This is a genomic window from Streptomyces ruber (assembly GCF_014648075.1).
Taxonomy (GTDB): Bacteria; Actinomycetota; Actinomycetes; order Streptomycetales; family Streptomycetaceae; genus Streptomyces; species Streptomyces ruber.
This window is the reverse complement of the sequence record NZ_BMQK01000013.1, coordinates 17,462-41,525: the sequence shown is the minus strand read 5'-3', so window position 1 is coordinate 41,525 and position 24,064 is coordinate 17,462. Positions and strand designations below refer to the sequence as shown.

Annotated in this window: 20 protein-coding genes; 9 read left to right on the top strand and 11 right to left on the bottom strand. The window is 69.6% G+C overall.

Features of this window, described 5'->3' with window-relative positions; translation table 11 throughout:
* Positions 1–38: 38 nt before the first annotated feature.
* The 5 genes from IEZ04_RS24210 to hisC form a co-directional block, all read right to left on the bottom strand.
* A complete protein-coding gene (locus IEZ04_RS24210) occupies positions 39–1,130 on the bottom strand; it encodes a M23 family metallopeptidase (RefSeq protein WP_229821246.1) in 1,092 nt (363 codons plus the stop codon).
* A 123-nt stretch (positions 1,131–1,253) separates the two neighbouring features.
* Entirely contained in the window at positions 1,254–4,787 is a 3,534-nt protein-coding gene (gene cydD / locus IEZ04_RS24205) for a thiol reductant ABC exporter subunit CydD (protein ID WP_189219056.1), read from the bottom strand.
* A 111-nt stretch (positions 4,788–4,898) separates the two neighbouring features.
* Positions 4,899–5,903 (bottom strand): cytochrome d ubiquinol oxidase subunit II, encoded by a 1,005-nt coding sequence (cydB, locus tag IEZ04_RS24200; RefSeq protein ID WP_189219055.1) that lies wholly within the window; start codon positions 5,901–5,903, stop codon positions 4,899–4,901.
* A gap of 20 nt (positions 5,904–5,923) precedes the next feature.
* Positions 5,924–7,432, bottom strand: coding sequence for a cytochrome ubiquinol oxidase subunit I (locus IEZ04_RS24195; protein WP_189219054.1), 1,509 nt, complete (start codon positions 7,430–7,432; stop codon positions 5,924–5,926).
* Positions 7,433–7,811: 379 nt separating this feature from the next.
* Complete coding sequence (gene hisC / locus IEZ04_RS24190) at positions 7,812–8,891, bottom strand: histidinol-phosphate transaminase (RefSeq protein WP_189219053.1); 1,080 nt, start codon at positions 8,889–8,891, stop codon at positions 7,812–7,814.
* A gap of 417 nt (positions 8,892–9,308) precedes the next feature.
* On the opposite strand from hisC, the gene IEZ04_RS24185 reads away from it, so the two are divergent.
* The 3 genes from IEZ04_RS24185 to IEZ04_RS24175 all read left to right on the top strand — a co-directional run bounded on the left by IEZ04_RS24185 (position 9,309) and on the right by IEZ04_RS24175 (position 12,821).
* The gene (locus tag IEZ04_RS24185) at positions 9,309–10,421 is read left to right on the top strand and encodes a LacI family DNA-binding transcriptional regulator (RefSeq protein WP_189219052.1); all 1,113 of its coding nucleotides are present in this window, start codon (positions 9,309–9,311) and stop codon (positions 10,419–10,421) included.
* 239 nt (positions 10,422–10,660) lie between these two features.
* Positions 10,661–11,755 carry a metallophosphoesterase gene (locus IEZ04_RS24180; protein ID WP_268245690.1) on the top strand — a complete coding sequence of 365 codons (1,095 nt, stop codon included), beginning with the start codon at positions 10,661–10,663 and terminating at the stop codon, positions 11,753–11,755.
* A gap of 193 nt (positions 11,756–11,948) precedes the next feature.
* The gene (locus tag IEZ04_RS24175; RefSeq protein WP_189219050.1) at positions 11,949–12,821 is read left to right on the top strand and encodes a hypothetical protein; all 873 of its coding nucleotides are present in this window, start codon (positions 11,949–11,951) and stop codon (positions 12,819–12,821) included.
* A 135-nt stretch (positions 12,822–12,956) separates the two neighbouring features.
* Here the strand turns inward: IEZ04_RS24175 and thiC are convergent, their stop codons facing one another.
* Positions 12,957–14,783, bottom strand: a complete 1,827-nt coding sequence (thiC, locus tag IEZ04_RS24170) for a phosphomethylpyrimidine synthase ThiC (protein WP_229821245.1) — start codon at positions 14,781–14,783, stop codon at positions 12,957–12,959.
* A 220-nt stretch (positions 14,784–15,003) separates the two neighbouring features.
* On the opposite strand from thiC, the gene IEZ04_RS24165 reads away from it, so the two are divergent.
* Positions 15,004–16,566 carry a YibE/F family protein gene (locus IEZ04_RS24165; protein ID WP_189219049.1) on the top strand — a complete coding sequence of 521 codons (1,563 nt, stop codon included), beginning with the start codon at positions 15,004–15,006 and terminating at the stop codon, positions 16,564–16,566.
* 62 nt (positions 16,567–16,628) lie between these two features.
* Here the strand turns inward: IEZ04_RS24165 and IEZ04_RS24160 are convergent, their stop codons facing one another.
* The 4 genes from IEZ04_RS24160 to IEZ04_RS24145 form a co-directional block, all read right to left on the bottom strand.
* Positions 16,629–17,066: an SsgA family sporulation/cell division regulator gene (locus IEZ04_RS24160; protein WP_189219048.1), complete on the bottom strand. Its 438-nt coding sequence runs from the start codon at positions 17,064–17,066 to the stop codon at positions 16,629–16,631.
* Between the two features lie 95 nt (positions 17,067–17,161).
* A complete protein-coding gene (locus tag IEZ04_RS24155) occupies positions 17,162–17,974 on the bottom strand; it encodes an IclR family transcriptional regulator (protein ID WP_229821244.1) in 813 nt (270 codons plus the stop codon).
* A gap of 237 nt (positions 17,975–18,211) precedes the next feature.
* The gene (locus IEZ04_RS24150; RefSeq protein WP_189219047.1) at positions 18,212–18,421 is read right to left on the bottom strand and encodes a DUF5326 family protein; all 210 of its coding nucleotides are present in this window, start codon (positions 18,419–18,421) and stop codon (positions 18,212–18,214) included.
* A 159-nt stretch (positions 18,422–18,580) separates the two neighbouring features.
* Positions 18,581–18,898, bottom strand: a complete 318-nt coding sequence (locus IEZ04_RS24145) for a cupin domain-containing protein (protein WP_189219046.1) — start codon at positions 18,896–18,898, stop codon at positions 18,581–18,583.
* Positions 18,899–18,958: 60 nt separating this feature from the next.
* On the opposite strand from IEZ04_RS24145, the gene IEZ04_RS24140 reads away from it, so the two are divergent.
* From IEZ04_RS24140 to IEZ04_RS24120, 5 genes are all read left to right on the top strand, one after another.
* Positions 18,959–19,336: a phage holin family protein gene (locus tag IEZ04_RS24140; RefSeq protein WP_189219045.1), complete on the top strand. Its 378-nt coding sequence runs from the start codon at positions 18,959–18,961 to the stop codon at positions 19,334–19,336.
* Between the two features lie 8 nt (positions 19,337–19,344).
* Complete coding sequence (locus IEZ04_RS24135) at positions 19,345–19,836, top strand: low molecular weight protein-tyrosine-phosphatase (protein WP_189219044.1); 492 nt, start codon at positions 19,345–19,347, stop codon at positions 19,834–19,836.
* The gene (locus IEZ04_RS24130; RefSeq protein ID WP_189219043.1) at positions 19,833–20,972 is read left to right on the top strand and encodes a cystathionine gamma-lyase; all 1,140 of its coding nucleotides are present in this window, start codon (positions 19,833–19,835) and stop codon (positions 20,970–20,972) included. Before IEZ04_RS24135 ends, IEZ04_RS24130 begins: the two co-directional genes overlap by 4 nt.
* A 208-nt stretch (positions 20,973–21,180) precedes the next feature.
* Positions 21,181–22,086, top strand: a complete 906-nt coding sequence (locus tag IEZ04_RS24125) for a LysR family transcriptional regulator (RefSeq protein ID WP_189219042.1) — start codon at positions 21,181–21,183, stop codon at positions 22,084–22,086.
* 88 nt (positions 22,087–22,174) lie between these two features.
* Positions 22,175–22,657 (top strand): NUDIX domain-containing protein, encoded by a 483-nt coding sequence (locus IEZ04_RS24120; RefSeq protein WP_189219041.1) that lies wholly within the window; start codon positions 22,175–22,177, stop codon positions 22,655–22,657.
* 15 nt (positions 22,658–22,672) lie between these two features.
* On the opposite strand, the gene IEZ04_RS24115 is transcribed toward IEZ04_RS24120, so the two are convergent.
* Positions 22,673–23,965: a globin domain-containing protein gene (locus IEZ04_RS24115; protein WP_373296356.1), complete on the bottom strand. Its 1,293-nt coding sequence runs from the start codon at positions 23,963–23,965 to the stop codon at positions 22,673–22,675.
* Between the last annotated feature and the right edge of the window lie 99 nt (positions 23,966–24,064).

The following is a 24,064-nucleotide window of genomic DNA, read 5'->3' as shown; positions in this document are numbered from 1 at the left end:
CGGGACCGGCCTGCCGCTCAGTCCCGAGGGAGTTCCGGCTAGAGCTCCACACCGTGTCGCAGCAGCCACGGCACCGGATCGATCCCCGACCCCGACTCCGCCGTGATGCGCACCTCGAAATGCAGGTGGGGGCCGGTCGAGTTGCCCGTGGTGCCCGACTGTCCGATCCACTGCCCGGCCGCCACCCGCTGACCCTGCTCGACGTTGACCGCGGCGAGGTGGGCGTACTGCGTGTAGTAGCCGCCCGTGTGCCGGAGCACGATCTCGATGCCGAAGGGCCCGCCGCAGGAGACCCGCACGACCCGTCCCGCGCCGACGGCCCGCACCGGGGTGCCGATGGGCACCGCGAAGTCCTGCCCGGTGTGCCGGTGCGCCCATCGCCTTCCCCCGCTGCCGAAGCCCGCGGAGAGCTCGTACGCCGACACGGGCGCGACCCATGCCCGCACCGACCCGCTCCCGGGCCGGTCGAGGGGGACGGCTCCGCGGCACGCGCCCGCCGCCGCCGACGCGTCAGCCTGCTCCTGCAACAGCCACCGCGCCTCCTCGAGTTTCGTCTCGACGGATCGTCTGACCTCGGCGAGTTCGGCGGTGCGCCGGTCCAGACTCTCCCTGCGTGCCCGTGCCCTCGCCTCGTCGGCCGCGAGCCTCGTCTCCGCGCGGTGGCTCCTGTCGACCGCGTTGTCGACGACGTGCTCCGCCCGCCGCGCCGCCCGGTGACCGCGCAGCAGCCCCTCCGGGTCTCCGGAGAGAAGCATCCGCGCGGTGTACGGCAGTCCGCCGCCCTGGCGGTAGTGGGCGCGCGCCAGCCGGCCTAGGTCCTCGTGGAGCACGGCGATCCGCGTCCGCTCCCGCGACAGCAGCCTCTCCAGCCGCCGCACCGCCACGCGCTGTGCCTCCGCCTCCAGCCGCCCCTCCTCGTACCGCTGTGCCGCCGCGGCCGCGTCCTCGTACAACCGCGCCACCCGCGCGCCGGCCTCGACGCCGCCGGACAGTCCCGTGCCTCCACCGCCGTCGGCCGCCACCGGCCGTGCCGTGCACGCCGCGGACATGATCACCAGAAGGAGGACGAGCAGTGCACGACGGCGACCACGAGAACGCATACCGGCGAGCGACGGACGACGTGAGCGCATGTCAGCGATCGTGTCGTGCGGACCGCCCCGAGGCCCGTTCATGTCGTACGTGCGGGGGATCCGGTGCCACGGACGGATTAATCCCCGGCGCCGACGCGTACGCCGGCGCCGGGACATGGGTCGTCAGCGTACGGACGCGCCGGCCAGCAGCTCTCCGGCCGCCTCGCGGGCGGCCATGTCCCGTAGTGGTCCCTCCACCGCCACCAGTTCCGTGTACGGACCCCGCTGGACGATCCGTCCACCGGCGAGCACGACGACCTCGTCCACGGCCTCCAGTCCGGCCAGCCTGTGCGTGATCAGCAGGGTCGTACGGCCCTCGGTCGCGGCCAGCAGATCCGCGGTGAGGGCGTCGGCGGTCGGCAGGTCGAGGTGTTCGGCGGGCTCATCGAGGACCAGGACCGGGAAGTCGGCGAGCAGCGCGCGGGCGAGAGCGAGGCGCTGCCGCTGACCGCCGGACAGCCGGGCCCCGTGCTCACCGACGAGCGTCGCGAGTCCGTCCGGCAGACCGTCGGCCCAGTCGAGCAGCCGCGCCCGCGCGAGCGCGTCCCGGAGGTCGGCCTCGGTGGCGTCCCGCCGTGCCAGGAGCAGGTTCTCCCGCACGGAGCTGTCGAAGAGGTAGGCATCCTGGGCGCACAGTCCGACGTGCCGCCGGACGGCGTCGCCGTCGAGCGCGTACGCGTCCACGCCGCCCAGGGTGTACGCCCCCTGCCGGGCGTCCAGGAACCGCAGCAGCACCTGCGCCAGCGTGGTCTTGCCCGCTCCCGAGGTGCCCACGACGGCGATCCGGCGGCCTTCCTCAAGGGTGAGGTCCACCCCGGCGAGGGCGTCGCGGTCCTGTTCGCCGTACCGGGCGGCGAGGCCGCGGAGAACGAGGGGGAAGGGCGACACCGGGGCGGGCCGGGGGTCCTCCGGTTCGCGTACGGGGTCGGGGGCGTCCAGCACCTCGTACACCCGCTCCGCGCTCTTGCGCACCCGCTGCCGGAACTGCGCGGCGAGCGGCAGTCCCGTCACGGCCTCGAAGGCGGCCAGCGGGGTGAGGACGACGACGGCCATCGCCAGCCCGCCGAGGCGGCCGTCGGCCACCGCCTGGACGCCCACGAGTGCGGCGCCCACCACGGTGAGACCCGTGACGAGCGCGGTGAGCCCGTCGCCGAGTGCGGTCGCCGTCGCGGCCCGGGCAGCGATCCCGGTCAGTGCGGTGTCGGCCCGCCGCGCTTCGGCGAGCCGCGCGGGCAGGGCGCCCGCCACCGTCAGTTCGGCGGTCCCGGTGAGCAGGTCCGCCGTGCGGACGGCCAACGCCCCGCGGGCGGGAGCGAGCCTGCGCTCGGCGCGCCGGGCCACGGCTCCGCTCACCAGCGGGACACCGGCTCCGGCGGTCAGCAGTCCGGCGGCGAGTACCGCGCCGGCCTCGGGCAGCAGCCACGCGGTGAACCCCACCGAGGCGGCCGAGACCATGACCGCCGCACCGGCCGGCAGCAGCCACCGCACCCAGTAGTCCTGCAGTGCGTCCACGTCGGCGACGAGCCGCGAGAGCAGGTCGCCGCGCCGGGCGCGCCGCAGGCCCGCGGGCGCCAGCCGCTCCAGCCGCCGGTAGACGGCGACCCGGGTGTCGGCCAGCATCCGCAGCACCGCGTCGTGCGAGACCAGCCGCTCCGCGTACCGGAACACGGCCCGCCCGATGCCGAACGCCCGCGTCGCGGTCACGGCGACCATCAGGTACAGCACGGGCGGCTGCTGGGAAGCCCGCGAGATGAGCCACGCGGAGGTCGCCATGAGCCCCACGGCGCTCCCCAGGGCGAGACTGCCGAGCAGCAGCGCGAGGGCGAGCCGACCACGCCGGGGGCCGGCCATGGCGCGCACCCGGGTCAGTACGGACACCCGCCGGCCGGACGGCGCCTCCCGCCCACGAACCGCCTCTGCAGCCTCGCGGTTCCGCGGGTCCCCCCGGTCCTCCTCCGAGAGCCGCCGGTCCTCGTCACCGGCCCGCACGCTCCCGGCCGACGCGGCACCGGATGTCGTCACGGGGGTCGCGGGCTCCAGGTGGACCACTCGATCGGCCACCTCCAGCAGAGCCGGCCGGTGGACCACCAGCAGGACGGTCCGCCCGGCCGCGAGCCGACGCACCGCGTCCACGATCTCCGCCTCGGTCTCCCCGTCCAGCGAGGCCGTCGGCTCGTCGAGCAGCAGCACGGGCCGATCCGCGAGGAACGCCCGTGCCAGGGCGATCCGCTGACGCTGACCGGCCGACAGACCGGCGCCGTCCTCGCCCAGCAGCGTGTCCGGCCCGTCGGGCAGCGCCTCGACGAACGCCAGCGCTCCCGCGTCGGCCAGCGCCCCGCGTACCGCCGCCTCGTCCGCGTCGGGCCGTGCCAGGCGTACGTTCTCGGCGATGGTTCCGGCGTACAGATGGGGCCGCTGCGGCACCCAGGCCACACGCGCGTGCCAGGCGTCCCGGTCGAGGGAGGCGAGATCGGTGCCCCCGACCCGTATCCGCCCCGCGGTGGGCTCCACGAACCCCAGCAGCACGTTCAGCAACGTGGACTTGCCCACGCCGCTCGGCCCCACGAGCGCCACTGTCTCCCCGGACCGTACCGCGAGGGACGCGTCGGAGACGGCGTCGTGCGCCCACCCGGGGTACCGGACGGTCACGTCCTCGAAGCGGATCTCCCCCTCCGGCACGGGCTGCGAGCCCGATGCCGGTACGGGCGTCTCCAGTACTTCGAAGATCTCCTCGGCCGCCGCGAGGCCCTCGGCCGCAGCGTGGAACTGGGCTCCCACCTGCCTGAGTGGCAGATACGCCTCGGGCGCGAGAACGAGGATGACCAGGCCGATGTACAGGTCCATGTCCCCGTGCACGAGCCGCATGCCGATCGTCACCGCGACCAGCGCGACGGAGATCGTGGCGAGCAGCTCCAGCGCGAACGACGACAGGAACGCGATGCGCAGCGTGCGCATGGTCGCTCGCCTGTACTCGCCGGTGATCCGCTTGATGGACTCGGCCTGGGCCTTGGCCCTGCCGAACACCTTCAGCGTCGGCAGCCCGGCGACCACGTCCAGGAAGTGGCCCGACAGACGCGACAGCATCCGCCACTGGCGGTCCATCTGCGAGCGCGTGGCCCAGCCGATGAGCACCATGAAGATGGGGATGAGCGGCAGCGTGCCGACGATGATGGCCGCGGACACCCAGTCCTCGGTGACGATGCGCGCGAGCACCGCCACGGGCACGACGATCGCGAGCCCCAACTGCGGCAGATAGCGCGAGAAGTAGTCGTCGAGCGCGTCCACGCCGCGCGTGGCGAGGGCGATGAGCGAACCCGTGCGCTGTCCGCTCAGCCAGCCCGGACCGAGCGCCGCGGCGCGCTCCAGCACCCGGACGCGCAGCTCCGACTTCACCGCCGCGCTTGCCCGGTGGGCGGCCAGTTCCGTCGTCCAGGAGACCAGCGCCCGACCGCAAGCCACAGCCAGCAGCAACAACAGGGGAGTGCGAAGCTCACCGACCGACATCCCGTGCTGGAAGGCGCCGACCACCACTTCGGCTATGAGCATCGCTTGGGCGATGACGAGCAGAGCACCGACGGCACCGAGGCCGACGACCGCACCCAGGAAGAGGCGGGTGGCCCTGGCGTAACGAAGGAGGCGTGGGTCGATCGGTTTCACGTGAAACACACTCTTCTCTCAGCGGGCGTGTTCCACGTGAAACACACCCCTCGTCCCGGGGAGCCGTGTTTCACGTGAAACGCCACGCGGAGACACAGCTCCCTGTCGGACTCAGTGCGCGGCCTCGGCGAGGTGATGCGTGCCGATCCGCTTGCGGAACACCCAGTACGTCCACCCTTGGTAGAGCAGGACGACCGGTGTGGCGATGCCCGCACACCAGGTCATGATCTTCAGGGTGTAGGGGCTCGACGAGGCGTTGGTCACCGTGAGGTTCCAGTCCTCGTGCAGCGACGACGGCATGACGTTCGGGAAGAGCGTCAGGAACAGCATCGCGACCGCCGCCACGACGGTGAGCCCCGACAGCACGAACGCCCAGCCCTCACGCCCTGTCTGGGCCACACCCACCGCGGCGACGAGCGCGACCACCGCCACGACCAACGCGGGCAGCGAGGCACCGTTGCCCTTGTCGGCCTGCGTCCACAGCAGGAAGACGAGGGACAGCACGGCGGTCACGAGTCCCACCCGCAGCGACATCTTCCGTGCCCGCTCCCGGATCTCACCCACGGTCTTGAGCCCGACGAACACCGTTCCGTGGAAGGTGAACAGCGACAGCGTCACCAGGCCGCCCAGCAGGGCGTACGGGTTGAACAGGTCGCCGATGCCGCCGACGTACTCCAGCTCGGAGTCGATCTTCACTCCGCGCACGATGTTGCCGAAGATCAGGCCCCACACGAACGCGGTGATCAGCGAAGTCCAGAAGATCGCGGCTTCCCAGTTGCGCTGCCACCTCTCTCCGGACCGCTTCACCCGGTACTCGAAGGCGACCCCGCGCACGATGAGGCAGACCAGGACGACCAGCAGCGGCAGGTAGAAGCCGGAGAAGAGCGTGGCGTACCACTCGGGGAAGGCCGCGAACGTAGCGCCGCCCGCCGTGACGAGCCACACCTCGTTGCCGTCCCAGACGGGGCCGATGGTGTTGATCAGCACCCGCTTCTCCGGCCGGTTGCGGGCCAGCAGCCTGGTGAGGACACCGACCCCGAAGTCGAAGCCCTCCAGGAAGAAGTAGCCGATCCACAGGAAGGCGATGAGGACGAACCAGACGTCGTGCAGTTCCATGACTGTGCAGCTCCCTCGGCCTAATACGAGAAGGCCATCGGCTTGTCGGCGTCACGGACGTCGCCGCCGATCTTCGTGGGCGGGTTGAGGTCGGCCTCGGTGAGCTCCGGCGGTCCGGCCTTGACGTACTTCACGAGCAGCTTGACCTCGACGACGGCGAGGATCGCGTACAGGGTGGTGAACACGGCCATCGAGGTGATGACCTCGCCCTGCGAGACACCCGGGGAGACCGCGGCGCTGGTGCGGAGCACGCCGTAGACGACCCACGGCTGCCGGCCCATCTCGGTGAAGATCCAGCCCCAGGCGTTGGCGATCAGCGGGAAGCCCATGGTGAGGACCGCGACACGCCAGAACCACTTGGTCAGCGTCGGCCCGAGCACCTTCTTGGGCAGCAGCGACAGGTGCGGCACCTCGTCTTCGCCCACCCTCAGGTGTTCCGGCAGCAGGAACTTCTTGCGGGTCAGCCACAGGCCGAGAAGCCCCAGGGTGAAGGACGCCATACCGAAGCCGATCATCCAGCGGAAGCCCCAGTAGGCGACGGGGATGTTCGGTCGGTAGTCACCGGGCCCGTACTTCTCCTGAGCGGCCTCGTTGAGCTCGTTGATGCCGGGCACGTACGACTCGAAGTCGTTCTTCGCCAGGAAGGACAGCAGGCCGGGGATCTCGATGGCGACCTTGTTGTGGCCCTCGTCGACGTCACCGACGGCGAAGACCGAGAAGGGTGCGGGCCCCTCGCCGTCCCACAACGCCTCGGCAGCGGCCATCTTCATCGGCTGCTGCTCGTACATGACCTTGCCGAGCGTGTCTCCACTGATCGCGGTGAGCAGACCGCCGACGACCACGGTGACCAGGCCGAGTCGCAGCGACGTCTTCATCACCGGGACGTGCTTCTTGCGCTTGAGGTGGAACGCGGCGATGCCGACCATGAAGGCGCCACCGGTGAGGAAGGCCGCCGTGAGGCTGTGGAAGACCTGGGTCAGGGCGGTGTCCTGGGTCAGCACCCGCCAGAAGTCGGTGAGCTCCGCGCGCCCCTTCTCCTCGTTGATCCGGTACCCGACGGGGTGCTGCATCCAGGAGTTGGCCGCCAGGATGAAGTACGCCGAGAGGATGGTGCCGATCGACACCATCCAGATGCAGGCGAGGTGGATCTTCTTCGGCAGCTTGTCCCAGCCGAAGATCCACAGGCCGATGAACGTCGACTCGAAGAAGAAGGCGATCAGGGCCTCGAAGGCCAGCGGGGCACCGAAGACGTCGCCGACGAAGCGCGAGTAGTCCGACCAGTTCATGCCGAACTGGAACTCCTGCACCAGGCCGGTGACGACGCCCATCGCGATGTTGATCAGGAAAAGCTTGCCCCAGAACTTGGTGGCCTTGAGGTACTTCTCCTTGCCGGTCCGGACCCAGGCGGTCTGCAGGCCGGCCGTGAGCGCGGCGAGCGAGATCGTGAGCGGGACGAAGAGGAAGTGGTAGACGGTGGTGATGCCGAACTGCCATCGCGCCAGAGTCTCCGGCGCCAGGGCGATGTCCACGGCTTCTCCTTACCTGCGTGGTCATGGCGGCAGCTTTGCCCCCGTTCGTCACGCACATCACGAGACAGACGGGCCCAGCTTGTGAACGCGTTCACATTCACAAGCAATTATGACGCACATGCCCGCGAATCTCGAAAGGGGGTCCCTCCCGCTGTCAACCACCTGGGCGGAGACGCGATCGCACACGTCACGTTGAACGGCAGCACGGCAGCACGACAGCACGACAGCACGACAGCACGACAGCACGGCGAAACGGTGCCTGCGGCTTGCCGTTCGGCGCGCTCGAAGATCGCCCGGCTGTCCGGTGCCCCGGTCGTCTCCCGACCGCCGGCGCCCGGCCGACCCGCTCCCGGTCGGCCGGATCATCCGTCCGCCCGTGTCAGAGGGCCTTGCGGAACACCTCCGACACCTTCAGGAAGACGTCGTTGGCCTCGCTCTCGCCGATCGTCACGCGGACGCCCTCACCGAGGAAGGGCCGTACGACGACACCGTGCTCCTCGCACGCGGCCGAGAAGTCGGCGGTGCGTTCCCCCAGCCGCAGCCACACGAAGTTCGCGTGGGTCTCGGGAACCGTCCAGCCCTGGGCCCGCAGGCCCTCCACGACCCGGGTGCGCTCGCACACCAGCGAGCCGACCCGGCCCAGCAGCTCGTCCTCCGCCCGCAGGGAGGCGATCGCCGCCTCTTGCGCGAGCTGGCTCACACCGAACGGCACCGCCGTCTTGCGCAGGGCCGCCGCCACCGGCTCATGGGCGATCGCGAAGCCCACACGGAGCCCGGCGAGACCGTACGCCTTGGAGAAGGTGCGCAACACGCAGACGTTCGGCCGCTGGCGGTAGAGCTCGACGCCGTCGGGAACCTCCAGGTCGCGGATGAACTCCCGGTACGCCTCGTCCAGGACGACCAGTACATCGCCCGGCACCCGGTCGAGGAAGCGTTCCAGCTCGGTCCGGCGCACCACGGTTCCCGTGGGGTTGTTGGGGTTGCAGACGAAGACCAGTCGCGTACGGTCGGTGATCGCTTCCGCCATCGCGTCCAGGTCGTGCACATCACCCGGGGTCAACGGCACCTCCACCGGTGTTGCCCCGCTGATCCGCGTGATGATCGGGTACGCCTCGAAGGACCGCCAGGCGTAGACCACCTCGTCGCCGGGTCCGGAGGTCGCCTGGATCAGCTGCTGGGCCACCCCGACCGAGCCGGTGCCCGTGGACAGGTGGGAGAGCGGTACCCCGAAGCGTTCGGACAGCTCGTTCACCAGGCCCGTGCACGCCATGTCCGGGTAGCGGTTGAAGGACGAGGCCGCCGCGGTCACGCTCTCCAGCACGCCGGGCAGGGGCGGGTACGGGTTCTCGTTGGAGGACAGCTTGTACGCATCGGGGCCGCCCACCGCGGCGGGCCTGCCCGGCTTGTAGGTGGGGATCCCCTCCAGCTCCGCTCGCAGCCTGGGGCTCATCTCGCTCACCGCGGTCCTCCTCATCGACACCCAATGCTTCTCACTTTATGAGGATTCGGCTGTCCTGCGAATGGCCCGGAGGCGACCGCGTGCGGCATGGCGGTCCTATCGCCTGAGCCACGCCTGTCTCAGAGGCACCAGCGAGACGAAGGGATAGAGGGTAGGGGGGCGCGCCACGCAATACAGCGCGCGCCGGTGGCTCACGCCGTGGCGCGCATCCCTCGTGAAGGTGAGTTGAGACCTCTTCGCAACACGGTCCACCAGGCAGGCCTACGGGCACCCACACGTCAGGTCGCGACGTTGGATCGTTCAAGGCTCGTGAAATCTGAGGTGCTCGGCGGCACTGGACCTTGCAGAAACGTGCCTGTCAACGACTGCATATGCGTCCGCACCACCCCACCACATGAGCCCTACTATCGGCTCGCCATGACAGCAGCAGGGAAGCACCAGGTGAGCCGGGCGGAGACTCCCCGCCGAGGCAACCGGCCGGGCCGGGCGGGCATCAGAGACGTCGCCGCCGCCGCCGGTGTCTCCATCACGACCGTCTCCGACGCCCTCAACGGCAAGGGCCGGCTTCCAGACGCCACCCGACGCCATGTCCGTGAGGTCGCCGACCGGCTGGGCTACCGCCCGTCGGCGGCGGCCCGAACCCTCCGTACGGGGAAGTCCGGGCTGATCGGCCTGACCGTCACGACGTACGGGGATGAACCTTTCACCTTCACCGAGTTCGCATACTTCGCGGAGATGGCACGGGCCGCCACCTCGGCCGCGCTCGCCCGGGGCTACGCCCTGGTCATCCTCCCCGCGACCTCACGCCACGACGTCTGGTCGAACGTCGCGCTGGACGGCACCGTGGTCATCGACCCGTCCGATCACGACCCGGTGGTCAGCGAGCTGGTCCGGCAGGGGCTGCCGGTCGTCTCCGACGGCCGCCCGGCCGGCACGCTCCCGGTCACCGCCTGGGTCGACAACGACCACGAGGCCGCCGTCCTCGGCATCCTCGATCACCTGGCCGACGCGGGCGCCCGCCGGATCGGCCTGCTGACCGGCACGACGACGGACACGTACACGCACCTGTCCACCAGCGCGTACCTGCACTGGTGCCAGCGGATCGGACAGGATCCGGTGTACGAGGCCTACCCGGCGCACGACCCCTGTGCCGGAGCCGTGGCCGCCGACCGGTTGCTGGCCCGGCCGGACCGCCCGGACGCCGTCTACGGCCTGTTCGATCCCAACGGCACCGACCTGCTGGCCGCGGCCCGGCGGTACGGCCTACGCGTGCCGGACGACCTGCTGCTCGTCTGCTGCAGCGAGTCCACCGTCTACGCGAACACCGAGCCGCCCATCACCACCCTCTCCCTGAAGCCGCGCCGGATCGGCACGGCGGTGGTCCAGCTCCTGATCGACGCCATCGAGGGGGTCGAGTCGGACCAGCCGGTCGAGCAGGTGATACCGACGGAGCTGATCGTGCGCACCTCCTCCGAGCGCCGGCCGCCGCGTACGACCGTCAGTCCGCCGCGATCGCCCGAACGAAGCTGAGCGAGCGGGGAGCCCCCGGCGTCCCTGCACGCCTTCGTACATGCCCACGTCAATGAATTGGGCGGGTCGGTCCCGCCCAATTCTGGATAAAACACCGCTGAACAATGGCCTCGCGCCATTTCACCACCCCTGGGTCATCACATGGCGCGATCCGCATTCCTATGATGGGCGCACGACACCGCGGGCCGCTGCGACCAGGCAGTCCGATGCGGTGCAGATGCGGCGCGATGGTGGCGATGGTGGTGGAGGGGTCGATGACTCAGGGGGCCGGTCAGGGACCCGAGGTGCGGACGCCGACGGTGCGCGACTTCCGTGTACCCGCGTACGTGCACGAGGCCGGTCCTTACGCTCACGGCACGCAGCCCGGCGAGGTCGCCAGACCTCTCGACGAGACCCAGGGCCACCCGGAGGGCTACACGCCCACCGAGCGGGACCTGCCAGTGATCAGCCGACAGGACACGGTCCTGGTGTCCGTGGACCCCGAGGCGGTGGCGGCGGGGCAGCCCACCACCGGACCGGGCCCCCTGTACGTCGTCGGGGACGTGCACGGCTACCTCGATCAGCTGGTCGCCGCGCTCCAGGAGAAGGGGCTCGTCGACGCGGCGGGCAACTGGTCCGCGGGCACCGCGCGGTTGTGGTTCCTGGGCGACTTCACCGACCGCGGACCGGACGGTATCGGCGTCATCGACCTGGTGATGCGGCTGTCCGCCGAGGCCGCGGCGGCCGGCGGCTACTGCAAGGCGCTCATGGGCAACCACGAGCTGCTGCTGCTGGGCGCCAAGCGCTTCGGCGACACGCCCGTGAACTCGGGCGCGGGCACGGCCACCTTCCAGGCGGCCTGGCTGCTCAACGGCGGGCAGAAGACCGACATGGAGCGCCTGCAGGACCACCATCTGCAGTGGATGGCCCGGCTCGACGCCATGGAGCAGGTCGACGGCCACCTGCTGGTGCACTCCGACACCACCGCCTACCTCGACTACGGCGACTCCATCGAGGCCGTCAACGACACCGTCCGCGAGACCATCACTCGGAACGACGCGGACGAGGTCTGGGACCTGTTCCGCAAGTTCACCAAGCGCTTCTCCTTCCGCGACGAGGGCGGCGCCGACGCCGTGCGCTCACTGCTCGATGTGTACGGCGGCTCGCGTATCGTGCACGGCCACAGCCCTATCCCGTACCTCCTGGGAGAGGTCGGCTCGGAAGAGGGCGAGGACGGCACGGGCCCGGTGGTCGAGGGACCGCACATTTATGCGGACGGTCTGGCCATCGCGATGGACGGTGGAGTGACCATGGCCGGAAAGCTGCTGGTCCAGCAGCTCCCGCTGGCCGGCTGACGCTCCACCCTGGGGCCCGTCTCCACAGCGACGCGTCAAGCAGCCGCCTCGCGCCCTGTCCAATTTCCGTAAATCCCCTGTCACCGCGCGCCGTCACCGCTCTACCATCGAACTATCCGTAGCAGGCTCCCCTCCGTTTCTGCCCGACGGCTCGTCAGCATGCCGAGCCACAAGCCCTACGGAGCATCGGGGGATGCACATGAACAGCGTTCCGCAGGACCTGCTGAGTGAGGACCGCCAGGAGTACGAGCGGATTCTCAGCGAGGCGCTGCGCACCGCACCGAACCGTCCGGAACTCGCCGCTGTCGGCCAGCGGCTGAACCCGGAACAACTGCGCACGATGGCGCTCAACGCGACCGCCCTCATCACGGCCGCGGCGGCGGCTGAATACCAGCACTACGTGAAGGTCCGCGAGGAACTGCGCCACCCGGCGCAGTCCGCCCCGGCACCGTCCCGCGAGAGCGCGTCCGGTCCGGCGGAGCCGGACGGCACCGCGGTGGGGTTCGCGGCCACCATGGGAGAGGTCACGGAGGCGGCGGGGGCAGGTGCCGGGGCCGTCGTGGCCGTCCTGGCTCCCGTTCTCGCCGGAACCGCCGCGGCGATCTTCCTGCTCGTGGGCTATGTCCTGCGGCTGCTGGATCCCGGGCCGGGGGTCGCGCAGACCCTGCTCACCACCGGCTGGGTATTCGGCGCGATCACCGCGGCCGCGATCCTGGTGGCCGCGGTCGGCCTCCTCCTCACCGCCCTGCGCAACGGGGCCACCTCCTCGGACGGGCGGAGGGAGTTGCGCGAGGAGGTGGAGCGGGCCGGGGAGGCTTGGCGTGAAGCCCTGCTGGAGCGCGGCATCATGCCCTTCCTCCGCGATGCCCTCGCCGACCCGGGCGCGGCCGCCGTGAGCCGTCCGGTCCCGTCGCCCGCACCGGGTCGCATGCCGCATCTCGGCTACCACCGTCCGGGTTTCAGCAGCCCGGAGGGCGGCGGCTCGGGCAAGGGCACCCGTCCCAGCTTCAGCAGCCCGGACTTCACGAGCCCGGACTTCGGGGGGCCGGAGCACCGGCCGGAGTGACTCCGGGGAGGAGCCACCGCCATGCCGGAGCAATGCTCCGGCCCCGGCGCCCGCCCCGGAGTGCCACTCCGCTCCCGCGCAGTGCCGCACGACCCACGAGTCGCCCCATGAGCCCACCGGCGACCGGACCGGAGATCAGTCCGCCAGCGGCAGATAGACCCGGTTCCCCGAGGCCGCGAACTCCCTGGACTTCTGGGCCATGCCCTCCTCGATCTCGGCCCGTGATCCGCCGTGCTCGCGGCGGATGTCCTGGGAGATCTTCATCGAGCAGAACTTCGGGCCGCACATGGAACAGAAGTGAGCAGTCTTGGCGGGTTCCGCCGGAAGCGTCTCGTCGTGGAACTCCCGAGCCGTGTCGGGATCGAGAGCCAGGTTGAACTGGTCCTCCCAGCGGAACTCGAAGCGGGCGTCCGACAACGCGTCGTCCCACTCCTGTGCGCCCGGATGTCCCTTGGCGAGGTCCGCCGCATGGGCCGCGATCTTGTAGGTGATGACGCCCGTCTTGACGTCGTCACGGTTGGGCAGGCCCAAGTGCTCCTTGGGCGTGACGTAGCAGAGCATCGCCGTGCCCCACCACGCGATCATCGCGGCACCGATGCCAGAGGTGATGTGGTCGTACGCCGGCGCGACGTCGGTGGTCAGCGGGCCGAGCGTATAGAACGGGGCTTCATCGCAGATCTCCTGCTGAAGGTCGATGTTCTCCTTGATCTTGTGCATCGGGACGTGTCCCGGGCCCTCGATCATGGTCTGTACGTGGAAACGCTTGGCGATCGTGTTCAGTTCACCGAGCGTCCGCAGTTCCGCGAACTGCGCCTCGTCGTTGGCGTCCGCGATCGATCCGGGCCGCAGGCCGTCACCGAGCGAGTACGTGACGTCGTACGAGGCGAGGATCTCGCACAGTTCCTCGAAGTTCTCGTACAGGAACGACTCCTTGTGGTGCGCCAGACACCAGGCAGCCATGATCGAGCCGCCACGCGAGACGATGCCGGTCTTCCGGTTCGCGGTCAGCGGCACGTACGGCAGACGTACACCCGCGTGGACCGTCATGTAGTCGACGCCCTGCTCGGCCTGCTCGATGACCGTGTCCTTGTAGATCTCCCAGGTGAGCTCCTCCGCCTTGCCGTCGACCTTCTCCAGTGCCTGGTACAGCGGCACGGTGCCGATCGGGACCGGGGAGTTGCGCAGCACCCACTCGCGCGTGGTGTGAATGTTGCGGCCCGTGGACAGATCCATGACCGTGTCGGCGCCCCAGCGGGTCGCCCAGGTCATCTTCTCGACCTCCTCCTCGATGGAGGAGGTGACGGCGGAGTTGCCGATGTTGGCGTTCACCTTCACCAGGAATCGCTTCCCGATGATCATCGGTTCGATCTCCGGGTGATTGACGTTGGCCGGCAGCACGGCCCGGCCTGCGGCGATCTCCTCCCGCACCACCTCGGGCGACACGTTCTCCCGGATTGCCACGAACTCCATCTCGGGCGTGATCTCCCCGCGCCGCGCGTAGGCGAGCTGCGTCACGGCCCGGCCGCCCCGGCTCCGACGTGGCTGACGGGGGCGTCCAGGGAACACCGCGTCGAGGTTGCGCAGCCCGCCGCGCGGGGAGGTGTGCTTGATGCCGTCGTCCTCGGGCCGGACGGGACGGCCCGCGTACTCCTCGGTGTCGCCGCGGGCGACGATCCAGTTCTCGCGCAGAGGGGGGAGGCCCCTGCGCACATCGGTGTCGACCGCCGGATCGGTGTACGGGCCGGAGGTGTCGTACAGGGTGACCGACTGCCCGTTGGTGAGATGCACCTGACGGACCGGCACTCGAAGATCGGGGCGGCTTCCCCCGACATACGCCTTGTGCCAGCCGATGGACGTTCCCGCCTCGCCGTTCGAGGACCCGGGCGTCGGTGCCGGTGTTCCGGCGTCCTCGGCTCCGTCCGTCTGGCTGAAGGCAGGCGTGCGTGCGTCCTTGTTGGTCATGAGACCTACTCCCTACGCCGGCATTACCCGGTAACAGGTTCGGCGGTCGACGCAGCGATTTCCGTCACGCGATGTTCCACGTGAAACATCGCGTCTGCGGAGGTCAGCGCCCTCTCAGCCCGGTGCTCCGAGCTCCCGCGTGTGCAAAGGTGCCTCCACGCTAGCGTCATATGTGGCGCGGTGAACAGTGGACCTCTGTCGTTCTTGCGATGATCGGTCGGTGACGACGACGCATCAGCCCACGTTCCCATCGCCGGACAACTCGCACGGACGCGGCCCCGGCAACGGTCGCGGGCATGGTCCCGGCCACGGCTCCGGAGGGGGTGGCGGAGGAGGCCGCAATCCGGGCGACCGCGGTCCCGGGGACGGGCACGGTCCCGGGGACGGGCACGGTCCCGGGGACGGGCACGGTCCCGGGGACGGGCACGGTCCCGGGGACGGGCACGGTCCTCATGACGGGCGAGGCCATGGTCCCCCGCCCGGCAGCGGCCATGGGCACTCCCACAGCCACGCCCACGGCCCCGCTGCTCCCGTCTCCCAGCATCTGCGCAAGGTGATCGCCGCGGTGCTGATCCCCTTCGCCACCGCGGTGCTGGTGGGCCTGGTCGTGCTCTGGCCCGGTGGCGCACCTCCGCACGAGCGCACCGGAGTGGGCTTCGACCGGCAGACCGAGCAGGCCACGGTCACCAAGGTCGTGGGGGTGGACTGTCAGTCCGTGAACGCCTCGGGCGTGCCTCCCACCGGGGACACCTCGACCGCCGAGGGCTCCTCCGCGCAGCAGCAGGCGGCCGGCGAGTGCAAGCAGGCGACCATCCGGGTCGACACCGGCGAGGACAAGGGCCGGACCTTCACGGAGATCGTCCAGCCGGACCAGTCACGGCAGCTGAACCAGGGCCAGGAAGTCGTGGTGGCCTACGAACCGTCCGCGCCCGAGGACCTCCAGTACTCGGTCGCCGATGTGAACCGAAAGGTTCCCCTGGCCCTGCTCGCCGGTGTCTTCGCGGTCGCGGTCGTGGTGGTGGGCCGGATGCGCGGTGTCATGGCACTGATCGCACTCGCCGTGAGCTTTCTGGTACTGACCTTCTTCATCCTGCCGGCCATCCTGCAGGGGTCCAATCCGCTGGTCGTGGCGGTCGTCGGGTCGAGCTCCATCATGCTGATCGCGCTGTACACCTGCCACGGCCTGTCCGCCCGTACGTCGGTGGCCGTGCTCGGCACGCTGATCTCACTCCTGCTGATCGGTGTACTGGGCTCGCTGTTCATCGGCTGGGCCGCGCTGACCGGCAACACGGACGACAACACCGGTCTGATCCACGGGCTGTACCCGGACATCGACATGAGCGGTCTGCTGCTCGCCGGCGTCATCATCGGATCCCTGGGTGTACTCGACGATGTGACCGTGACGCAGACGTCGGCCGTCTGGGAGCTTCACGAGGCCAACCCGTCGCTGGGCCGGCGCGGCTTGTACCGCGCGGGCATCCGCATCGGGCGCGATCACATCGCGTCGGTCGTCAACACCCTCGTGCTCGCGTACGCGGGCGCCGCTCTGCCGCTGTTGCTGCTCTTCTCGATCGCGCAGAGCAGCGTCGGCACGGTCGCCAACAGTGAGCTGGTCGCCGAAGAGATCGTCCGCACCCTCGTCGGCTCGATCGGTCTGGTCGCCTCGGTGCCGGTGACCACGGTTCTGGCCGCGCTGGTGGTCTCGGCCGACCGGCCCGGTACGCGGGCGGGAGCGGCCGCGGCGCCGGCCCGTGCGGGAAGGGGGCGCCGCCGCAAGCGCTGAGGTTCTGGAAGACTGCCCGGCACGCGCGCAGAAGCGTTACGGCATATGCGCGCACGCCCGGATCAGCCTGTGCTGCGTTCCTCGGCCAGGATGCGGTCCAGTGCCTCGTCCAGGTAGGTGTCGAAGTCGGCGAGGCTGTGCTCCTGCCCGAGCGGCACCAACTTGTCCGTGCGGTCGAGGAACGCCACGAGCGGTGCCGTCCCGGACCTGAAGAGCGCCTGGTCACAACCCACCTGCAGACGGATCAGCACCTCGCCGAACGCTTCGCTGTCGGCGGGCGCGATGTGCACGTCGCCGTCTCCCGACGGCCGCACCACGCCGTCGACCAGTAGCTCCCGCCCGAAGGCCCATGTCACCGGAGCGTCACCGGGCAGGTGGAAGGTCAGCCGCACGGCGTAGGGGTCGCAGGTCTCGTACCGCAGTTCCACCGGGATACGGAAGGAGAGCTCCTCCGCCACGAGGAAACTCATCATGACCTCTGCCTGTACTGACTCACGCATCGTCTACCCCAGTTGCCGTCGTCTGGCCAGGAAACAGCCCCTGACACTGCTGGAAGTTTGCTGAACGTGCACGCGAGATCACAAGGAGTGATTTTTCAGATACTGATAGAGAGGGCGAGTGACCCTGGAAGCCGTCCCACCTCGTCCTGCAACTTCCGTACCGCGGGCAGCAGCCGATCGGCCTGATGCAGGGGCACGGAGACGGCCATGGTCGCGGTGGTGGTGCCGAAGGTGACGGGGACGGCGGCGCACACCGTGCCGAACACATGCTCCTGCTGCTCGACCACCCGTTCCCTTCGCTCCGCCTTGTCCGGGCGGCGCGGCAACGAGTGGTCGTCACACACCGTGGGCGGAGTCTCCGTGGGCACGAGACACCGGTCGGGCTGGTCCCGCTTGATCTCCTCACAGAGCTGGGAGAGCAGACACTGACCGATCGCGTGGGTGTCCCCGGCCTCGCGGTGGCCGTCCCGTTCCTCCGCCGTCGGCCGGACCGGACCGTCCGCGATGGACATGATCTCGATCTCGCCCTCGTCGTAGACCGCTACGTGGACAGGAGCGCCGATGGCGTCCCGCCAGTGAGCCAGCGCCTCGCTCATCGTGATGCGACGTTTCTGCTGTGTGCTTCTGCTCCTCAGCCGCTCCGCCGCCTCCCCCAGGAAGAACAGCCCCTTGTCCCGGTGCAGATAGCCCTCGTGCGTCAGGGTACGCAGCAGGTGGTATGCCGTGGGCAGGGCGAGTCCGGCGTCGCGGGCCAGCTGTTTGGCGGGGGCTCCGTGTTCCCTCTCGGCCACGGCCTCCAGCAGCCGCACCGCCCGCTGCACGGAGCCGATCAGCGTGGTGGAGGACGGCTCCGCGGGGACTGACGGCGCCTTGTCGGGTGGTTCGGGGGTGGGGTCGACCGTAGCCAAGGGGCACTCCGAGAACGCGAGTAGGGCCGCCCGTACGGGGGAGCACGGGTGGGGATGTGCGCCGCCCGCGGGGTCACCCCCGCGATACGAGTTCCGGACTCTAACTGCCCGTCACCACACACCGACGGCGCCACCGGGGAACTTCCCTCCCCCGGGGGAACCTCGCGTTCCTGTTATCGCCCCGCCCGTTTGGCCGCTCTCCCTCGTAAGAGTCACCCCGAGTCGTCCGCTGACGACTCACCAGTCGCTGCGCGACGATCCCGCCCTGCACCTTCGTACGACGTAGATCAGGCCGCCGACCAGTGCGACGAAGACCAGCACCTTGAAGAGCAGTGCCACCACGAAGTGCAGCACGCTCAATATCAGTCCGCCGAACACGACCAGGGCGATGGCCGGCACCGCGATCCACTTCACCCACCACGGCAATCCCGCGAAGATCTCCCGCATCGCCCTCGTCCTCACTCTCGTGCCCGTCGCCCCATGTCCCGGGGCCGTCGCCGGGCTTGCTGTTCCGCCTTCGATGCTAGGGCTGCGACGGGGGCGCCAGGAGGCATCGCGCCCCTTGTCCGTCCCTGATCGTTCCCCTAGGGAACCCCGAGGCGGGTCTCAGCTCTCCGGCGGAGAGAACACCACCAGGACCCGCAGGTCCTCGGTGATGTGGTGGAACTTGTGGGCGACCCCGGCGGGCACGTACACGACGCTGCCGCGCGCGACCTGGGTGGTCTCCATACCGACCGTGATCGCCGCGCGGCCGCTCACGACGAAGTACACCTCGTCCTGCTCGTGCGGCTTCTGCGGGTCGAGTGTGCCCGCGTCGAGCGCGTACAGGCCGACCGACATGTTCCGCTCACGCAGGAACTGCAGGTAGGCGCCGTCGTTGGCGGCACGCTCCGCCTCCAGTTCATCCAGCCGGAATGCCTTCATGACCCTTCTCCGCCCTCGCCCCAGTGCTCGTACCCGATCGCTTCTGCCACGATCAGACACATGATGAATTTCGTAGTCAAGACGATCGCCAATGCGGGCGCCCTGGCGGTCGCCGTCTGGCTGCTCGACAAGATCACACTGACTGGCGACAGCACGGGGCGGAAGGTCGGCACCCTGCTGCTGGTCGCGGTGGTGTTCGGCCTGGTGAACGCGGTGGTCAAGCCGTTGGTGCAGATTCTCACGTTCCCGCTGTTCATCCTCACGCTCGGCCTGATCACACTGGTGGTCAACGCCCTGATGCTGCTGCTCACCTCATGGCTCGCCGACAAGCTCGACCTGAGCTTCCATGTGGAGGGCTTCTGGACGGCCGTCCTCGGAGCTCTGATCATCTCGATCGTCTCCTGGGCACTGTCGGTCGTCCTGCCCGACACGGACTGAGCGCCGCCATGACCTACCGCATCTGCTTCGTCTGCACCGGCAACATATGCCGGTCCCCGATGGCCGAGTCCGTCTTCCGCGCCCGTCTCGAAGAGGCCGGACTGGACGGACTGGTCGAGATCGACAGCGCCGGTACGGACGGCTGGCACGAGGGCGAGGGCGCCGATCCGCGCACCGTCGCCGTCCTGGCGGCGTACGGCTATGACAGCGATCACACCGCCCGGCGGTTCCGACCCGCCTGGTTCGCCCGCCTCGACCTCGTGATCGCCCTCGACGCCGGCCACCTCGGAACACTGCGCGGCCTCGCGCCCACCGCGGAGGACGCGGCGAAGGTACGGCTCCTGCGCTCGTACGACCCCGCCGCGGGCGACGACCTCGACGTACCGGATCCGTACTACGGGGGCTCGGACGGTTTCGAGGAGTGTCTTGAGATGGTGGAGGCGGCGAGCAGTGGCCTGCTCGCCGCGGTACGCGAGCACGTGAAGGGACAGGCGGCATGAGCGACAAGAGCACGGACTTCGGGGACGGCACACGCGCCGTACGGGCCGGGTTGCCCGAACCCGTGAAGTACGAGCCGACCCTTCCGGGCCCGGTCTTCGCCGCCCACTTCCACCTGCCGGGCGAGCCCACGGGGCCGTACACCTACGGTCGCGACGAGAACCCCACCTGGACCCTCCTGGAGCGCGCCATCGGCGAGCTGGAGGCTCCAGGACGGGACGACGTCGAGACGCTGGTCTTCCCCTCCGGCATGGCCGCCATCTCCGCCGTCCTCTTCTCGCAGGTGCGCACCGGTGACGTCGTGGTCCTGCCGAACGACGGGTACCAGGCGCTGCCGCTGGTCCGCCGGCAGCTGGAGGAGTACGGCATCGAGGTGCGCACCGCGCCGACGGGGGGCGACGCCCAGCTGGAGGTCCTCGACGGCGCGAGCCTGCTGTGGATCGAGACACCGTCGAACCCGGGCCTGGACGTGTGCGACGTGCGGCGGCTGGCCGAGGAGGCGCACGCGCGCGGGTGTCTCGTCGCCGTCGACAACACCCTGGCGACTCCGCTCGGGCAGCGCCCCCTGGATCTCGGGGCGGACTTCGCCGTGGCGAGCGGCACCAAGCAGCTGACCGGGCACGGGGACGTCCTGCTGGGGTACGTGGCGTCCCGGAACGCCGCCCTGATGGCCTCGGTACGGCGCTGGCGCAAGATCGTCGGCGCCATCGCGGGACCCATGGAGGCCTGGCTCGCCCACCGCTCGCTCGCCACGCTGCAGCTGCGTGCCGACCGGCAGAACGCCAACGCGCTGGCCCTCGCCGAGGCGCTGAGAGGGCGGCCGGAAGTGACCGGGCTGCGTTACCCCGGGCTTGCCGACGACCCCTCGCATGAGATCGCCTCGCGCCAGATGCGGCGTTTCGGGTGCGTGGTGTCCTTCTCCCTCCCCACGCGCGCGCATGCCGACCGGTTCCTGGAGGCGCTGCGTCTCGTGGACGACGCGACGAGCTTCGGCGGCGTGAGGTCCACGGCCGAGCGGCGCGGACGGTGGGGCGGGGACGCGGTCGCGGAGGGCTTCGTCCGCTTCTCGTGCGGCGCCGAGGACACCGATGACCTGGTGGCGGATGTCCTGCGCGCACTCGACGAGTCGGCGGACTGAACACACTCGCGCTTCCCGGAACTCCGGGAGAATCGACGGACGGTCCGAGCCTCCCCCCTCGTGGCTCGGACCGTCCCGGTCCTGGGCGCCAAGAACCGCGCCAACAAGGCTAGTTGACTCTGTGTCAGTGTCCAATCACAGTAGCGACAGAGACTCATCGACATATTTATAGTTGGGCGCTCGGGGCTGACGGGAGGGGAGGGAGGCCATGGACCTGGCTCTGCTGCGCACGTTCGTGACCGTGCATCGAGCCGGCTCCTTCACCCGTGCCGCCGCCCTGCTGGGTCTCTCGCAGCCGGCCGTCACGTCGCAGATCCGGACCTTGGAACGGCAGCTGGGCCGCCCACTGTTCCTGCGCCAGGCCCGAGGCGTGACCCCCACCACGATCGGCGACGAGCTTGCGCACAAGGCGGCTCCTCATCTCGACGCCCTGGTCGAGATCGCGGAGACAGGACTGGACGAGGATTCCTCCGCACGGACGCTGCACCTGGCCGGGCCGCCCGAGTTCACCGCGGAACGTGCCCTGCCCGCGCTCACCGAACTGACCCGGGAGAACGGGCAGGGCTTCGCCTTGCGAGCCTCCTTCGGGAACGCCGAGGAAGCACTGGAGGGGCTCGCCGCGGGGCATCACGATCTGGCCATCACCACAGCCCGTCCACGCGGCGCTCTGCTCACCGCGACTCCTCTGTGCGACGAGGAACACATGCTGGTCGCCGCTCCGCACTGGGCCTCCAGCATCAGCACGACCAGGCTGCGTCGCAAAGGCGCTCACGCCCTGGAGCGTCTTCCCGTCATCGAGGTGCATGAGTCGCTTCCCTTCGTCACCCGCTACTGGGCTTCCGTCTTCGACTCCCGTCCCGCCGCGTCCGGCACCGTCATCGTCCCCGATCTCCGTGCGGTCCTCGCCTGCGCAACCGCCGGCGCGGGCATCGCCGTGCTGCCTCGCTATCTGTGCGTCTCCGCGCTGGAGCGCGGGGATGTGCTGCCGCTGCTGGAACCTGCGGTGCCTCCCCTGCGCACGTACTTTCTGGCGGTGCGCACCGGTACGCTCGCCATGCCCCACATCGCGCGGGCCCATGAGCGGCTGCTCCGTACCGCCTCGGGCTGGTCCTGACAGCGGGTCCGCCGCCACGGGGAGTTCCGTGATGTTTCACGTGGAACTGCGAGGTTTCACAGGGAAGCAGCCGGGCCACATTTCTCCCATGACCGTCCGACCCGTGGTCAAGCGCACCGCCCGCGCCATCCTGCTCGATGGTGACGATCTCATTCTGATCAAGCGGACCAAACCCGGCGTCGATCCCTACTGGGTCACCCCGGGCGGTGGCGTCGAACCGGAGGACACGACCGTCGTCGATGCGCTGCACCGCGAGGTGCACGAGGAACTCGGCGCCAAGATCGTCGATGTGGTGCCCTGCTTCGTGGACACCGTCGAGCACATCGGTGACGACGAGGGTGCGACCGGTGTGAAGGTGCAGCACTTCTTCGTCTGTCGGCTCGAGTCCATGGACACGTCCCAGCGGCACGGTCCCGAGGTGGACACACCGCAGGGTGAGTACGAGATCGTCCGCGTGCCCTTCACCCGCGTCGGCATCGCCTCCGTACACCTGGTCCCGCTGTCACTGCGCCACTACCTCGACGGCAACATCGAGGGCGTGCGCGCGATGCACGCTCCCGACCTGGGCTGACAACGCTGTGACGGTTCAGTAACCGGCTGCCACCAGCTCTTCCACCGAGTCGTGCCTTATGCGCTCGGAGGGGACACCGACGGCCAGCAAAGCGTCCACACCGCTGCGGATCATGCCGGGCGGACCCGACAGATACGCCTCATGCTCGTTCCATGGGCCGTACTCACGGATGACGCCAGGGAGTTGGACGCTGCCGTACCTGTCCACGACCGGGCGGACGTCAAGCCACGAGTGCCGCTGTTGCATCCGCAGCAGCGTTTCCAAGTCGTACAGATCGACACTCGTACGGGCTCCGTAGAAGACCTCGACCAGGCGCCGCACGCCGTGTTCGGCGACGTCCTCCAGGAGGGCCTTGATCGGCGCTATGCCCGTACCGCCGCCGAGGCACAGCAGCGCGCTGTCGGTGGTGTGGTCGACCGTCATGGAGCCGGTCGGCGGGCCGAGCCGGATGACGTCACCGGGACGGGCGCGATGCGCCAGAGCGTTGGACACCCAGCCCGCCGGTATGGCCCTCACATGGAAGGTGAGCAGACCGTCCGCCCGAGGCGCCGAGGCGAACGAGTAGTGCCGCCAGATCCGCGGCCACCAAGGTGTCTCCACCATCGTGTACTGCCCGGCGACGAAGGGGTACGGCTGGTCCGGGCGGACGGTGAGAACGGCGACGTCGGGAGTTCTCAGTTCATGCGAGACGATCTCGGCCATCCACCAGGGCGGAGCATGCTCCTCGTCCGTGGCCGCCGCGTCGATCATCACTTGAGAGATCGTCGTGTACGCCCGGACCCAGGCCGCTTCCATCTCGTCGTTCCAGACGGATCCGGTATACCGCGTCAGTGCTCCGATGAGGCACTCTCCGACGGCCGGGTAGTGCTCAGGACGCGTGCCGTACTTGCGGTGCCCCCGGCCGAGGTGCTGCAGGTAATCGACGAGGACAGACGTGTCGTCGATGTGCTCGGCCGCGGTCAGCAGCGCTGCGAGCAGACGGTCCCGTTGGGTGTTCATCGCCGGCGGGAAGAGCGCACGCAGTTCGGGATGCCGCACGAAGAGCAGGGCGTAGAAGTGTGAGGTCACCTCGTCGGCGATCGGCAAGATCGTGGTCATGGTCCGCCGAATGAGTACGGCGTCCGGTGAGGGCGTGGCCACAGCGTCCATCCCGTGCCTGACCTCACACATCTTTTGGTCGTTCTGCACCCTTCCCCCATCGGAAGTCGCCGACCTTCCCCCAGACGACGTTTTTCTTCCCGCTTGGCCCCAGTCGACCGAGCGGCCATATTCAACCGGGACTCCCGGCCTGTACGGACAAGTAGGCAAAAGTGTGAGATGTGACGCAGTAAGCACATCACGACGCGTCCAATCGCTGTTCCACGTGAAACGACCGATCGCTCGGCCGCTCCTCGGCGTGCGGCACGA